At 40.2% G+C, this 13692-nt stretch carries 18 protein-coding genes; 1 reads left to right on the forward strand and 17 read right to left on the reverse strand.

The window, feature by feature from the left end:
- Positions 1-304: 304 nt before the first annotated feature.
- From NL645_RS22545 to NL645_RS22645, 14 genes are all read right to left on the reverse strand, one after another.
- A complete protein-coding gene (locus tag NL645_RS22545; RefSeq protein WP_253652451.1) occupies positions 305-517 on the reverse strand; it encodes a hypothetical protein in 213 nt (70 codons plus the stop codon).
- Between the two features lie 153 nt (positions 518-670).
- Entirely contained in the window at positions 671-973 is a 303-nt protein-coding gene (locus NL645_RS22555; protein ID WP_025548916.1) for a type II toxin-antitoxin system RelE/ParE family toxin, read from the reverse strand.
- On the reverse strand, positions 961-1218 hold the full coding sequence (locus tag NL645_RS22560) for a type II toxin-antitoxin system Phd/YefM family antitoxin (RefSeq protein ID WP_039989820.1): 258 nt from the start codon (positions 1216-1218) through the stop codon (positions 961-963). Before NL645_RS22560 ends, NL645_RS22555 begins: the two co-directional genes overlap by 13 nt.
- Positions 1219-1419: 201 nt before the next feature.
- On the reverse strand, positions 1420-1908 hold the full coding sequence (locus tag NL645_RS22565; protein ID WP_253652452.1) for a hypothetical protein: 489 nt from the start codon (positions 1906-1908) through the stop codon (positions 1420-1422).
- Positions 1905-2318, reverse strand: a complete 414-nt coding sequence (locus tag NL645_RS22570) for a hypothetical protein (RefSeq protein ID WP_050549549.1) — start codon at positions 2316-2318, stop codon at positions 1905-1907. Before NL645_RS22570 ends, NL645_RS22565 begins: the two co-directional genes overlap by 4 nt.
- A gap of 267 nt (positions 2319-2585) precedes the next feature.
- Complete coding sequence (locus NL645_RS22580; RefSeq protein ID WP_253652453.1) at positions 2586-2888, reverse strand: type II toxin-antitoxin system RelE/ParE family toxin; 303 nt, start codon at positions 2886-2888, stop codon at positions 2586-2588.
- Positions 2876-3133, reverse strand: coding sequence for a type II toxin-antitoxin system Phd/YefM family antitoxin (locus NL645_RS22585; RefSeq protein WP_005448240.1), 258 nt, complete (start codon positions 3131-3133; stop codon positions 2876-2878). Before NL645_RS22585 ends, NL645_RS22580 begins: the two co-directional genes overlap by 13 nt.
- Positions 3134-3321: 188 nt before the next feature.
- Positions 3322-3819, reverse strand: a complete 498-nt coding sequence (locus tag NL645_RS22595; RefSeq protein WP_005448066.1) for a DNA topology modulation protein — start codon at positions 3817-3819, stop codon at positions 3322-3324.
- A gap of 143 nt (positions 3820-3962) precedes the next feature.
- Complete coding sequence (locus NL645_RS22605; RefSeq protein ID WP_047010329.1) at positions 3963-4364, reverse strand: hypothetical protein; 402 nt, start codon at positions 4362-4364, stop codon at positions 3963-3965.
- A 770-nt stretch (positions 4365-5134) separates the two neighbouring features.
- Positions 5135-5542, reverse strand: coding sequence for a GNAT family N-acetyltransferase (locus NL645_RS22615; protein WP_253652454.1), 408 nt, complete (start codon positions 5540-5542; stop codon positions 5135-5137).
- Positions 5543-5690: 148 nt separating this feature from the next.
- A complete protein-coding gene (locus tag NL645_RS22620; RefSeq protein WP_237311583.1) occupies positions 5691-6095 on the reverse strand; it encodes a DUF1801 domain-containing protein in 405 nt (134 codons plus the stop codon).
- A gap of 146 nt (positions 6096-6241) precedes the next feature.
- Positions 6242-6916 carry a hypothetical protein gene (locus NL645_RS22630; protein WP_253652455.1) on the reverse strand — a complete coding sequence of 225 codons (675 nt, stop codon included), beginning with the start codon at positions 6914-6916 and terminating at the stop codon, positions 6242-6244.
- Positions 6917-7549: 633 nt separating this feature from the next.
- Positions 7550-8095 (reverse strand): hypothetical protein, encoded by a 546-nt coding sequence (locus NL645_RS22640; protein WP_253652456.1) that lies wholly within the window; start codon positions 8093-8095, stop codon positions 7550-7552.
- A gap of 140 nt (positions 8096-8235) precedes the next feature.
- Positions 8236-8592 (reverse strand): hypothetical protein, encoded by a 357-nt coding sequence (locus tag NL645_RS22645; RefSeq protein ID WP_063517600.1) that lies wholly within the window; start codon positions 8590-8592, stop codon positions 8236-8238.
- A 264-nt stretch (positions 8593-8856) separates the two neighbouring features.
- Here NL645_RS22645 and NL645_RS22655 point away from each other — a divergent pair, with 264 nt between their 5' ends.
- The gene (locus tag NL645_RS22655) at positions 8857-9159 is read left to right on the forward strand and encodes a hypothetical protein (protein WP_253652457.1); all 303 of its coding nucleotides are present in this window, start codon (positions 8857-8859) and stop codon (positions 9157-9159) included.
- 214 nt (positions 9160-9373) lie between these two features.
- Here the strand turns inward: NL645_RS22655 and NL645_RS22665 are convergent, their stop codons facing one another.
- From NL645_RS22665 to NL645_RS22690, 3 genes are all read right to left on the reverse strand, one after another.
- A complete protein-coding gene (locus NL645_RS22665) occupies positions 9374-9853 on the reverse strand; it encodes a hypothetical protein (protein WP_253652458.1) in 480 nt (159 codons plus the stop codon).
- 185 nt (positions 9854-10038) lie between these two features.
- Positions 10039-10404 (reverse strand): type VI secretion system amidase immunity protein Tai4, encoded by a 366-nt coding sequence (locus NL645_RS22675; protein ID WP_253652460.1) that lies wholly within the window; start codon positions 10402-10404, stop codon positions 10039-10041.
- A 2237-nt stretch (positions 10405-12641) separates the two neighbouring features.
- Positions 12642-13004 carry a hypothetical protein gene (locus NL645_RS22690; RefSeq protein WP_025527468.1) on the reverse strand — a complete coding sequence of 121 codons (363 nt, stop codon included), beginning with the start codon at positions 13002-13004 and terminating at the stop codon, positions 12642-12644.
- Between the last annotated feature and the right edge of the window lie 688 nt (positions 13005-13692).

Consider the following 13692-nt stretch of genomic DNA (forward strand, 5'->3'; position numbering starts at 1 on the left):
AGCATGGAAATGACAAATATTCGCCCTTTTCGCCGCTTTTCCACCCTATTACCCCGCCACTTTCACTCTTAGGCTACAACCACGTACATTCAGCCTGAGAGATCCGTTGCGGAAATAACGCCGCGTTAAGGGGTGAACAACGCAAGCCACCAAACCTAAATTATTGTGCCATAAACACAAAAGCTAAACTTAGAACCAAAATTGCCAAGCGTTGAGAATCCCTCTTGAACGCTTTGTTATGTTCGTAGCTATTTGAAGCCACTGATATTTACAAAACTATGTCTGGTCGATGCAACAGACTTGCTCACGCTAGGTGCTGCAACACTTCAATTTGAATCTCTCTCAGTAAATTTTGAGTATGCTCCGACTGTAAATTAAGTTCGCACCAGCCATCAGTTCCCATATATTCAGCAGAAATATAGCTGATATTTTTAATACCACTTTCATTGTTGAGGATTCCAGATAGTCGGAAAATACCTAACTTTGTGTGGATTCTGCTAATTTTGAAGTTTTCCATAAACCTCCAAGAACATAACGCCCTGTTAAGGTGTGAGCAACGCAATACCAATGCTACCGCATACCACCTTAAACACTAAAACTAACGCATAGTAAAAATACCACGCGTTGCGAATCACTCTTAAACAGTTTGTTAGCCGCTCATTCCCAAAGGTTACTGCTTACTCAACAGGAACTTACGCAAATCTCTCTCTGCACGCATAACAAACAGAATAAACACTTTGTCACCGTCTTGTTTATAGAAAACACGACATGGATTAACGACAACTTCACGATAACTTAGATGTTCTAGCTCGGGTGGAATACGACCTGACTCTGGGAAAGTTTGTAGGCGTTCGACTTTGGAGAAGATCGTTTGCACTAACTGCTTTGCAGCTACGATATTTTCAAGTGCGATGTATTCAGCGATATCGTTGAGGTCAGATAACGCTGGTTCAGTCCAGATTATTTCAGCCATTTTGACATTTTGTCCTTCGCTTCATCATGGCTTACCACTTTACCGTCAGCTAGTGCACGCTCTCCTCGTGCAATACCCTCAAGAATAGCTAAACGATTTTGCATAAACTCGTAGTCATCAACATCAATGAGATAAGCGGATGGCTTACCATGCTCAGTAATTAACACTGGCTCTTTGGTGTCGTGGAGATCGGCGAGGATCTTAGTTGCTTGACGTTTGAGTGATGTAACTAGTTCTACTTTCATGAGAGCTGCTCCAAAGGAATACTAAAGTGATACTATTCTATCACTTTGAGTATAGCAAGCTCCATGACGGCTAACGCCGCATTAAGGTGTGAGCAACGCTGCCACCTTACCTAAACCATGCACCTTAAACACGAAACCCAACGCAGAGACGAAAATGCCAAGCGTTGGGAATCACTCTTAAATGCTTTGTTAGCAGACTATTCAGTCTTGCGCACGTTCATACATATCTAGCAAGTCAAATGGAGCAAGGCTTTTACCTAATTCCGTTAGAGTTAATTGTTTTTCATTGGGTAAATTTTGAAACTTTAATTCAAAGCGTAAATCGACTTTAGTAAAAAGTAACTTTTTGATCTCATTTACTCTTAACTTTGTTAATGGATATTCTTCTTTTTCAGAATTTTCAACCAATAAGAATAACTTCATCAAAGTACTTAACTCATGAAGTGAACACTGATACAAAGAGTTTTTATATAAGTACCCAATACTTATCGATAGATCAGTCTCAACTTGCTTAACCTTTTGGATTAAGTCATCACTTACAGATTGCATTTTTGATGATGCAATACATTGACTATTCTTACTTTCATACTCGATTAATGATTTGTTTACCACATTGAGCATAAGCTCATCGGTAGCAGATGCTAAACGAGGTAATAAAAGAAAAAGTACTAGGATTATAATTTTTTTCATTCAGACACCTTACATCCGTAATGCACAGCTTTCCAAAACTGGCGTTCTTTATGACTAATCTTACCTCGTATCATTTGTAAACCTGCAATTGTACTGATTTGGTTTTTAGCATGGCGTTCTAATGCCCCAAAAGATCTAAAAAAGTACTCCCAGTTCGTTTGATATATACTCCAAGAAGTGGTGGCGACATCGTTAGACACTAGTTGAAATCCCAATGTTTTCTCTATAGGTCCGGCAGACGCTGGAGCTTTTACGGTTAAGCCACCAAAAATCACAGCCAAATGTCCCAAAGCTATAGCAACCCAACCATCATCAATCTTGGCATTCATTTCGTTTATAGCATTTAGCGCTTCTTGGCTTTCCTCATCAAATGTCAATCCAATTAATACTGGACACGGTTTGTTTTGCATTTCAAATACTCCTAGTAAAATCTAACTATAATTTTTTGGAGCGAGTTTTTTTAAAAAAATCAGAATATTTGCGTATCAGTTTTACTTATCCTGAAAATGATAGATCTCATTGTTACTTGTTTTGGCTGCTAACGCCCTGTTAAGGGGTGAGCAACGCAATACAGATGCTGCCGCATACCACCTTAAACACTAAACGCAACGCATAGTAAAAATGCCACGCGTTGCGAATCACTCTTAAACAGTTTGTTAGCCGCTCACTCCCAAAGGTTATTGCTTGCTCAATAGGAACTTACGCAAGTCTCTCTCAGCACGCATAACAAACAGAATAAATACTTTGTCGCCGTCTCGTTTATAGAAAACACGGCACGGATTAACTACAACTTCACGATAACTTAGATGTTCTAGTTCAGGCGGAATGCGACCCGATTCAGGGAAAGCCCCTAAGCGCCCGACTTTAGAAAAGATCGTTTGAACCAATTGTTTTGCAGCTACGATATTTTCAAGTGCGATGTATTCAGCGATATCATTGAGGTCGGATAGCGCTGGCTCAGTCCAGATTATTTCAGCCATTTTGACATTTTGTCCTTGGCTTCATCGTGACTCACCACTTTACCGTCAGCTAATGCACGTTCACCTCGTGCAATCCCCTCCAGAATCGCCAAACGATTTTGCATAAACTCGTAATCATCAACATCAACCAGATATGCCGATGGCTTACCATGTTCAGTAATTAACACTGGTTCTTTAGTGTCGTGGAGATCGGCAAGGATCTTTGTTGCTTGACGTTTCAGTGATGTAACTAGTTCTACTTTCATGAGAGCTGCTCCAAAGGAATACTAAAGTGATACTATTCTATCACTTTGAGTATAGCAAGCTTCATGACGGCTAACGCCCTGTTAAGGGGTGAGCAACGCAATACCGATGCAGCCGCATACCGCCTTAAACAATAAAACCAACGCATAGTAAAAATGCCACGCGTTGCGAATCCCTCTTGAACAGTTTGTTAACTGGATTTGCAAAGGCGGAGCGCTTGCTCTCCAGATTTTGCGATAATTACACGCTTATTTCTTGTAAGCGTCTTGAGTTTGTCCATTATTAGGGGTTTCGACTTTTTGGGATAGTCCCATAAGAATTTGATGAACTCGATATCAAACCTTTCATCGCAACCTTCAGCTAAATCTGGACGCTTACTACTTAATAATGTTCTCTTTAGTGCTCGATAGATACAGGTATATCGGTTTACATCTAAGAATATTACTGTGTCACAAGCTTCAAATCTTATATCAAGGGTGCTCTGATAATTACCATCGATAATCCAACACTCGCTTTCACAAAGACCTTTTTGAATTTTGATCCAGTCATCTTTTGGAGTTTTAACCCAATTTGGTTTCCAATATAGCTGATCGAGATGATGAACAGGCAAATTCAACTCTGTACCTAATAGTGCCGAAAATGTGGATTTACCCGAACCGCCAGAACCAATGACCGCAATTCTTTTCATCGGACTTACCTCGTCATCAATCCAGTTAACGCCTTGTTAAGGTGTGAGGCGCGCAATACCGAAGCCTCCGCATACCGCCTTAACCACTAAAACCAACGCATAGTAAAAATGCCACGCGTGCCGAATCACTCTTGAACAATTTGTTATACGAATTTCTCCTTCAGTGCCAGCACTTGTTGTTCAAATAACTCACAATCTGACTTTGAGTATGACTTAGCGACATTAACCCATTGAACGCCCGTTTCATCTATATGGCGAAACTCGACTTGAAGCGCATATTTAGAACAACGAAGAAGAGCAAAAACGAAACCTACAGCCGTCAAACTAAGAACTAAAACTTGTAGCCATTGCGGTGCCTCTTCAAAGCTTGGAATGGCTAACCAAACAGCCCCTGAAAAAATAAACACCCAGAATAACACTTGACCTAAATTATCAAGAAAACTTAACTTTTTAACCCTAGCATTGTTTATCTTAGACAAAGCATATGAGTCTTTCTTAAACCTGAACTCTTTTGAATCCAAGCTAAAATCAGTACTCTTGTACATAAATTCCCTCTATTCGTATAACGCCCTGCTAAGGGGTGAGCAACGCAATACCAAAGTCGCCGCAAACCACCTTAATCACTAAATTCAACGCATAGTAAAAATGCCACGCGTTGCGAATCCCTCTTGAGCAGTTTGTTAGTCGCGAGGCACCGAGCGACAATTTTAAGCCGAACTAAACTTTGCGAACAACAAACTTTATGTGCTTTGATGCACTTAAGTCAGGCGTAGTCGCAAAGCAGCTATTCATGAAACCACTTGGAACAAACAACGCCGTAGAAAACGGACTGACAACACCAAAAAGCGTTTTTGGAAAGCCAATTTCACAGTGCGGACTTTCAACAAAGTCACTGAAACCACGTGGAACTTACAACACCAGAGAAAACGTCCTTTCAGCAAGTAAATAAGCTTTTAAACCAACAAACTCACCGGGCAGATTTGCAACCAAAAACAGATTTTCGATTGCCCCGCCCTATCACCACCAAAGAACGAAACAACCGCTTGGAAAATAGCAATGCATTGACTTAGAACCGATGAAACTGAGCTTTGACCGTCGAAGATGGAACTATGAATCAAACAGCCAGTAGCCAAGTTTTGAGCTTAAAAACATGATTTTGACTGCTAGCTTTTTCTGGCGACTAACGCCGCGTTAAGTGGTTAACAACGCCAACCACCAAACCTAAACCATTGTACCTTAAACACTTAACCTGACTGGTACTCAAATCGCCAAGCGTTGTGAATCCGTCTTAAACGCCTTGTTATGTTTGTGGTTCTTATACCCACGAAACAGACATTTTTAAGTACGCTACATTTGATTTGTAAAACTCTTCGCCTTCAACACGCAACCCAAATTTCTGATAGAAAGACAGTGCTGAAGTTCTCGCGTCACACCAGAAATACCTAACATTTTCTCGCTTCAAATCACGCACCAGTCTCTCGATAACCTTAGTGCCAATTCCTTGCCCTTGGTATTCTGGCAGGGTAGCAAATTTTCTGAGCCTAGCTTCATGACCATCGTTATAAACAGATGCCACACAAACCAGCTTCCCACCAATAAATGCACCATAGTGAGTAGCAGAGTCATCCCCTTCGACTTCGCAGAATGAAGGCAATTTACTAGGCCATAAAACAAGATGCCTAATAGGTAAAACCTCTGCTGTGCTAACCTTTCGTATATCCATTTTTCCTCAAAAAACATAACGCCGCGTTAAGGGGTGAACAACGCAGACCACCCAACCTAAACCATTGTGCCGTAATCACTAAAGCTGAATCAAACCCAAAATACCGAGCGTTGGGAATCCCTCTTGAACGCTTTGTTATGTGAATTTTTCACACGCCTAAAAGATGTAAATGTTTCCGCTGTTGATAGGTTAAAGTTAACTCTAAACAGGACTTGATTGCTGTTTCTGGTAACACTTGCGATAAGGACAGAACTATTGCTCTGTTTCCCTGAAACACTAGTTCTTCACCATACAATTCTCTAAATGTATCGACTAACTTAGTTTGGCAATTAAAGAACAGGTAATAATTATTAGGAGATTTCAGCTTCCAGTCCATTCTTAGCGGGCTGCCTGTTTTTACACTGTAGCTAGGTTCTCCCCACTTTAGAGTTTCATCGACTTCACCCAGCTCCAAATCAGATGCGATTTGAAAGACTAGATTTCGTAGCTCCTCTAGCCTAATACGAGCATTTTCCGGATATTCATCGAAGCGTTCTTTGACTACCTTGTTCACTGGAACCTCCTATTCACATAACGCCCTGTTAAGGTGTGAGCAACGCAATACCGATGCCTCCGCATACCGCCTTAACCACAAAACCTAACGCATAGTAAAAATGCCACGCGTTGCGAATCACTCTTAAACAGTTTGTTATGTTTGTTCTAAATTTTATGGAACATACTGTCGAAATAGTCATAATCTCGATAACCATCCACCCAACTAAAGCCAGCCAATATCTCCCAAAGCAACCGAGAGAGTTGCTTCAAGCTATCATCTTCAATACTGACGCCTTTTAGTGTAATAGATATAGTGTTTATCCTATGCAGAAATGAGAACACCTCATCGTCATCAACCTGCACGTTACCGAGCAAATAAGACGTAGCTTCTTTAAACGCCTCAAATTCATTGAGAATGTCAGCCAAGAGATCTTTATCGAGATTATTTAGAAAAACGTGCCAACGATCTTGGTCTACTGTTACTTTTTCTTTGAAATAGTCTTTAAATGCCTGAGGCTCCATCAAGTTACTGAGCAAGTCACCCTTACATGCACCTACGATATGCATAATTAAATGACGTTTAAACTCTGTATATTGCGATATAAAATGACTTTTTACCCGCTTCTTGTTCTTTTTCTCTGGCAGCCAAACAACCAAAAAATAGAACCAAATGCTGATGAGCATCCCACATGACAAGTTAAAAATAATCTCATTCCCCAGCTTAAATTGCTGAAAAATGAATCCAGCACTTTCAAAAAGGAGCCTTTCTTCGCTACTTTTCAGCACTAAGAAGAGACAAAGAAAGCTAAGGACTAGCAAACCTTTGTTCAAATATTTCACTTACCATTTCCTCGAAAAACATAACGCCGCATTAAGGGGTGAACAACGCCACCACTCAACCTAAGCTATTGTGCCGTAAACACTAAAGTTGATTCAAACCAAAACTGCCAAGCGTTGTGAATCCCTCTTGAATGCTTTGTTAGTTGCCAAACCTAAAGCTTTGATTTGATGTTAATTGCCGCTTTGCCAACACTGTCTTTGCGTATTTTGGAAAACTCAAATCAGGCGCAGTTTCAAAGCGCCTGTCACTGAAACCACTTGGAATATACAACGCCGTAGAAAACGAGCTAACAACACCAAAAAGCGCCTTTGGATAAACAATGTTACAGAGCTAACTTTCAACATATAAATCGGTTTCTGAAATAGAGAATACAACCACAAAAGAAACCAACGCACAATTTTACAAACCTAAATAACTAGAAATTGAAATACGAAAACTGAGCCAAAAACACACGGACCTTAGCCCTAAATATTTTGTTTTAGCTGCGTTTATCTCGTTGGCAACTAACGCCCTGTTAAGGTGTGAGCAACGCAATACCGAAGTTCCCTGCATACCACCTTAAACACTAAGACCAACGCATAGTAAAAATGCCACTCGTTGCGAATCACTCTTAAACAGTTTGTTATACGCTGCTACGCAAAATTTTCAAAATAGACCTGTATATCTTCGTCTAGTTTTGTAAACGCTAAAATCAACACAACAGAGTGCTTTACAAACAAAGTCGTTTTTTCAGGATCATTCCACGTCTTTTCACCATATTTACCACCATGGAACAAGTTGTTTCTTATTGTTAAAACTACATCACATGCTTTTTTAAGTTCTGGAGCGCCTGCATCTAAGTTAAATTTATCCCAATAAGTATTGAAAACTTCCTCACCATTTTGATTAGTCTTATTAGTTTTTTGTTTATTTGGCCGTGTTTCTTCCGATGTTAAGTAAATATAGCTTTCTTGAATATCTTCATTAACACTAAATTCAGTTTTGTATTTCGTTACGAACTTATCCCAACTTGGTTCGGCTACTTTTTTATCCTTTAGGTAGCCAGACTCTTTTAGAGCGAACTCAAATCTAGAAAAAACAACAAAGAAGTTAAAAATGTCATCTTTTAGCCTTTGTTGTTTACGAGCATCCTGCGAAAACATCTGAAGAAATTGTTCTATTTTTTTCAATTTTTGCATAATTTTCCTAAAGCGTATAACGCCCTGTTAAGGGGTGAGCAACGCAATACCGAAGCCGCCGCATACCACCTTAAACACTTAAACCAACGCATAGTGAAAATGCCACGCGTTGCGAATCCCTCTTGAACAGTTTGTTAGTACTAAAATTCCTCGCGAGTATCACGCTCTTCATATTCTGGGAAATCAATTTCGATGAAGCCGTCATCATTAAGGACAAACAATATGCTTTCATGTTCGATATCAGCTTCATTCATATCAGAGCAACCACGATAGACTTCCCAATCGTATGAATAATCGAGTTGATATTGATTACCGCCCACAAAAGAAATGTTTTCGACTTCTATACCATTAACATTGTGAGCCATATGATCTATATGAGATAGATCCGGGATAAGTTTCTGTTCAAAGTCACTTTTGTTTTCAGATAGAAATCTAGTTAACTCTTCGCACAAGTGAGCGCCGTTAACTAAGGGTTGAGATGAACTAGAAAAGAACATTTTCAAATACTCCGAAACCTAATTTAATTTTGGTACTAACGCCCTGTTAAGGTGTGAGCAACGCAATGCCGAAGCTCCCGCATACCACCTTAAACACTAAACGCAACGCATAGTAAAAATGCCACGCGTTGCGAATCACTCTTAAACAGTTTGTTAGTCGCGAGGCACCGAGCGACAATTTTAAGCCGAACTAAACTTTGCGAACAACAAACTTTATGTGCTTTGATGCATTTAAGTCAGGCGTAGTCTCAAAGCGGCTACTCAATGAAACCACTTGGAACAAACAACGCCGCAGAAAACGAACTGACAACACCAAAAGGCGCTTTTGAAAAGCTAATCTCACAGTGCGGACTTTCAACGAAGTCACTGAAACCACGTGGGATTTACAACACCAGAGAAAACGTCATTTCAGCGAGTAAATCGGCTTTTGTACCGACAAACTCACCGAGCGGAGTTGCAACCAAAAACAAACTCTCGATTGCCCTACTCTGTAAGCACCAAAGAACAAAACAACCGCTAGGACAGGTACAAAACTTTGGACTTAAAACGGCTAGAACTAAGCTCTGATGATCTACGATTAATCGGTGTACCAAGCAAACAGCTGCTAAATTCTAAGCTCAGAAACATGATTTTGATTGCTAGCTTTTTCTGGCGACTAACGCCCTGTTAAGGTGTGAGCAACGCAATACCAAAGCTACCGCATACCACCTTAAACACCAAACGCAACGCATAGCAAAAATGCCACGCGTTGCGAATCACTCTTAAACAGATTGTTAGCTAGCTAAAGGTAGGCACGCTTACTAAGTTCAGTCTTGCTATCTGTCAGCTTTTCGTCCAACTCAATCAATCTATTAACAAATTTAACCTTCTCTTCATCCTTGTTAATAAGGTCGCAAGCATCGATCTTTTTTTGCAACTCTTCTATTTGATTCTCCAAATCTTCAGCGCGCTTCTGAATCTCATAGTTTCTTTGATTATGCTTTTTTTGAGCGGACAAAACGAAACCAGTAGACATTAAGCCACCACCAAGAGCTGCCAGTGAAACTGTGATAATGTTCTTAACAAACTCAGTTGTCCGATCATTAAGCAAGTTGACTTCCTTACTTGATAACAATAATGCAAGATCAATAAACAAAACTGAAATCAAACAAACAGCAAAGCCCAGTACGATAAAAAACTTTGGTTTGTGATAAGTATTTTCACCAATAAAACCATAAACAAGAACTACAATGACGATAATTAAGAATACAAGTTGATACATAATTTCACTAAATTAAAAAAGAGGTAATTTTAAGGAAATTAATAGGTTATGTCTAGCCACTTGCAAGCTAACGCCCTGTTAAGGTGTGAGCAACGCAATACTGAAGCTCCCGCATACCACCTTAATCACTAAAACCAACGCATAGTGAAAATGCCACGCGTTGCGAATCACTCTTAAACAGATTGTTATAACTCTGATTTTGCCTTTGAGTACAGCTTATGCACGACGTCCGAATTAGAGAAATCGATACAATAGGCTAACTCTATCACGCTACCATTTTTTGATTTGTAAGCTGTAGTATTTCCGCTTTCCAATAACTCACTTAGATCAAAGAATACCTCCAAAGGCAAATCTGAGAACTCTCGATAACCTTGCATTGCTGTGAGCGCATCTTTAGCCACATAAGAGCCCTTGTATTTGGTTGCGATACAAGATGAAAGAGCAAAATTTTTGAACAATCGTTCATCACTTTGAGTGCTTAGAGGGCTTGCGTTGAGCCCCAAACTAAAAACAGCAACCCAAATGGTACCGACTAATATTCTAGTTTTCATAGGTTAGCCCTCTTTGCTTCTGAGAGGTAATGATGAAATGACAAAAGAGTTATAACGCCCTGTTAAGGGGTGAGCAACGCTAGCCACCCAACCTAAAATTTACACCGTAAACACTTTTACCAAAAATAGCATTAAACCGCCAAGCGTTGAGAATCCCTCTTGAACAGTTTGTTAGTTGCCAGACCCACGGCTTTGATTTGAAGTTTATGAGCACTTTGCCAACACGACCTTTACGTATTTTGTAAAACTCAAATCAGGCGCAGTTTCAAAGCGCATGTTACTGAAACCACTTGGAACATACAACGCCGTAGAAAACGGGCTAACAACACCAAAAAGCTCCTTTGGACAGACAGTGTTACACAGCTAACTTTCAACATATAAATCGGTTTCTGAAATAGAAAATCCAACCACAAAAGAAACCAACGACCGATTTTCACAAACCCAAACAACTAGAAGTTGAAATACGAAAACCGAGCCAAAAAGCACTGGACCTTAGCCCTAAACATTTTGTTTTAGCTCCGTTTTTCTCGTTGGCAACTAACGCCCTGTTAAGGGGTGAACAACGCAATACCGATGCCGCCGCATACCACCTTAATCACTTAAACCAACGCATAGTGAAAATGCCACGCGTTGTGAATCCCTCTTGAACAGTTTGTTATATGCGTACTGGCACCCATCACCACACATACAACTTAAAGTAAACCAAGAAAGATGCTATGAGAATAAGACCACACCAAGCGAAAAATACGAAGGCTTTCGCCTCAGTTTCTGCTTCTTCCATATAGGGAAGTAAAGCCATGAAATAGCATCCGATTGGAACTAATTCGTACATTTTACCTGCATATTGGTTATTCATGCCTAAAAAAGGCGGAACATACAAATACAGAGCTGAATAGCTGGCAAAAAAGATAGTAACTAAAATTCTATTCCAACCGATCTCTTCGCCTTCTTGGTATAGCTTAAATAACAGGTAAATAGCACCCAATATTGCTAGTATTAAAAACATCCTGTTCAGAAATCCCTAAAGCATATAACGCCCTGTTAAGGTGTGAGCAACGCAATACTGATGTCGCTGCATACCACCTTAATCACTTAAACCAACGCATGATGAAAATGCCACGCGTTGCGAATCACTCTTTAACAGTTTGTTATACGCGCTTTCTCCGCATTACTCCTAACAACTCTTTCTTGTTTGAAGATGCTACTAACCACCTAATTTCGAAGTAATAGATAGGTGAGGCTAAAAGCACAGTCAACCACATATTAATATTGAACAACTCTTTGATCGGACTATCCATAAAGAGATACAAATAAAACAATATTGATATGCAAAACATTATGAAGTAAGTATTACACTTTGCGATTTCATCTTGAACAATTGGGTAAATATTTCTATTGCGTCGAATCCTTTTTAATCGCTTAAACTTTCGTTCACGCTTCCAAGCACTTAGTCCTCGAAATAGAGCGATACTCTTAACAGAGGAAAGAGCTCTTTCAAATCTCGGTTCACACCGCTTTAAAACGTAAGGTCCAAAGAGTCCAATGATGACTGCCATTTCATTTGTAATAGCAAAAGGTAGGATTTGTTCCATATTTGCATTGATCTTCCATAAACTGATTAGAACACATAAGCGTATAACGCCGCATTAAGGGGTGAACAACGCAAACCACCCGACCTAAGCCATTGTGCCGTAAACACTAAAGTTGATTCAAACCAAAACTGCCAAGCGTTGTGAATCCCTCTTGAATGCTTTGTTAGTTGCCAAACCTAAAGCTTTGATTTGAAGTTAATTACCGCTTTGCCAACACTTGCTTTACGTATGTTGGAAAACTCAAGTCAGGCACAGTTTCAAAGCGCCTGTCACTGAAACCACTTGGAACACACAACGCCGTAGAAAACGGACTGACTAAACCTAAGAGCTCTTTTGGAAACACAATACTACAGAGCTAACTTTCAACAAGTAAATCGGCTTCTGAAACAGAAAACCCAAACCACACAAGAAACCAAAGCACGATTTTCACTAACCCAAAAGCTTAAAACTGAATTGAAAAAACAAGCCAAAAACACATGGACATTAGCCTTAAACATTCTGCTTTAGTACGTTTTACTCGTTGGCAACTAACGCCCTGTTAAGGTGTGAGCAACGCAATACCGAAGCTCCTGCATACCACCTTAACCATTAGACCTAACGCATAGTAAAAATGCCACGCGTTGCGAATCACTCTTAAACAGTTTGTTATGCCTTTAACTGATAGGTCGCTTTTGATACGTATTCTGCCACACCTAAAATGCAAAACACGCCACCTATGGTTGTAAAGTTGCACGCTCCCTCTTTTGCACAAGCAGAAAGGTTGTTATTAAACCAAGTTCTTGTTAAATAGCCTGATTCTCTTAAATGTGAATAAGCCAGTTGGAATTCTGATAGCGTCACTCCTTTTTCATAAAAAGGGGCTTTCTCCGAATGAGAGGGAATACGATAGATCAACGCTTCTTCACCTCTTCGCCTACCAATACCTTTGATTACGAAGTCTGCTTTCGCTTCTGGTTTCGGAATAACTAGACCAACTTCTTTAGCTAATTCTCGGATGGACTTTTCCATTTTTCCTCCTGAGGCATAACGCCGCGTTAAGTGGTGAACAACGCGACCACCAAACCTAAACCCCTGTACCTTAAACACTAAACCTGACTGGAACTGAGACCGCCAAGCGTTGTGAATCCGCCTTAAACGCCTTGTTAGGCGAAGTTTCCCACCTGTGTTTAAGTTATTTTTAAAGCAGATTACCCGAAACCCAATAAGCAACCAAACACCCACTAACTTTTTGTGATTCAAGAACCACAAATATCACTATGTTTCAGCCAAGATTCCAACGACCACGGAATGCAGACCTTCAACAACAAAGTAGGTTTTGAGCCCGAAAAACCCAAAGTTGCAAACTTAAAGCGAGAACGAAAGCCTCGATTAACCTGCCATTTTCACACTTTGAGCCAGTGAAACCTACCACCAACCTGCACCAAAAACCAATGAGGTAACCCGCGAACTTTGGCATGTTTTACGGTTGGAGATATTCAAGAATTTGAGCCGACAACGCTGAATTGCCGACATAGAAAAACGAACTGCCGAATAGAACTAAGAAGATGAGAACAAAGAACTTTCCTGCCCGTCGCCTAACGCGCAGTTAAGGTGTGAGAGACGCACATGCACCCTAACCTAAAATAAACTCTGATAAATCCGTGCCTATTTGGGCACTAAAACCCCAATGCGTTTCGAATCGCCTTGAACGTCTTGT

Origin of the sequence: Vibrio sp. Y51_MX_L26 (genome assembly GCF_024181935.1) — a bacterium.
In the GTDB taxonomy this organism is placed as follows: domain Bacteria; phylum Pseudomonadota; class Gammaproteobacteria; order Enterobacterales; family Vibrionaceae; genus Vibrio; species Vibrio diabolicus.

Excerpts from the sequence above, each read along its gene's own strand:
- NL645_RS22690 (WP_025527468.1), bottom strand. The coding sequence starts at position 13,004 with ATGGAAAAGTCCATCCGAGAATTAGCTAAAGAAGTTGGTCTAGTTATT.
- NL645_RS22665 (WP_253652458.1), bottom strand. The coding sequence starts at position 9,853 with ATGTATCAACTTGTATTCTTAATTATCGTCATTGTAGTTCTTGTTTAT.
- NL645_RS22615 (WP_253652454.1), bottom strand. The coding sequence starts at position 5,542 with ATGGATATACGAAAGGTTAGCACAGCAGAGGTTTTACCTATTAGGCAT.
- NL645_RS22555 (WP_025548916.1), bottom strand. The coding sequence starts at position 973 with ATGGCTGAAATAATCTGGACTGAACCAGCGTTATCTGACCTCAACGAT.
- NL645_RS22560 (WP_039989820.1), bottom strand. The coding sequence starts at position 1,218 with ATGAAAGTAGAACTAGTTACATCACTCAAACGTCAAGCAACTAAGATC.
- NL645_RS22645 (WP_063517600.1), bottom strand. The coding sequence starts at position 8,592 with ATGTTCTTTTCTAGTTCATCTCAACCCTTAGTTAACGGCGCTCACTTG.
- NL645_RS22580 (WP_253652453.1), bottom strand. The coding sequence starts at position 2,888 with ATGGCTGAAATAATCTGGACTGAGCCAGCGCTATCCGACCTCAATGAT.
- NL645_RS22570 (WP_050549549.1), bottom strand. The coding sequence starts at position 2,318 with ATGCAAAACAAACCGTGTCCAGTATTAATTGGATTGACATTTGATGAG.
- NL645_RS22595 (WP_005448066.1), bottom strand. The coding sequence starts at position 3,819 with ATGAAAAGAATTGCGGTCATTGGTTCTGGCGGTTCGGGTAAATCCACA.
- NL645_RS22640 (WP_253652456.1), bottom strand. The coding sequence starts at position 8,095 with ATGCAAAAATTGAAAAAAATAGAACAATTTCTTCAGATGTTTTCGCAG.
- NL645_RS22675 (WP_253652460.1), bottom strand. The coding sequence starts at position 10,404 with ATGAAAACTAGAATATTAGTCGGTACCATTTGGGTTGCTGTTTTTAGT.
- NL645_RS22655 (WP_253652457.1), top strand. The coding sequence starts at position 8,857 with ATGAAACCACTTGGAACAAACAACGCCGCAGAAAACGAACTGACAACA.
- NL645_RS22605 (WP_047010329.1), bottom strand. The coding sequence starts at position 4,364 with ATGTACAAGAGTACTGATTTTAGCTTGGATTCAAAAGAGTTCAGGTTT.
- NL645_RS22585 (WP_005448240.1), bottom strand. The coding sequence starts at position 3,133 with ATGAAAGTAGAACTAGTTACATCACTGAAACGTCAAGCAACAAAGATC.
- NL645_RS22545 (WP_253652451.1), bottom strand. The coding sequence starts at position 517 with ATGGAAAACTTCAAAATTAGCAGAATCCACACAAAGTTAGGTATTTTC.
- NL645_RS22565 (WP_253652452.1), bottom strand. The coding sequence starts at position 1,908 with ATGAAAAAAATTATAATCCTAGTACTTTTTCTTTTATTACCTCGTTTA.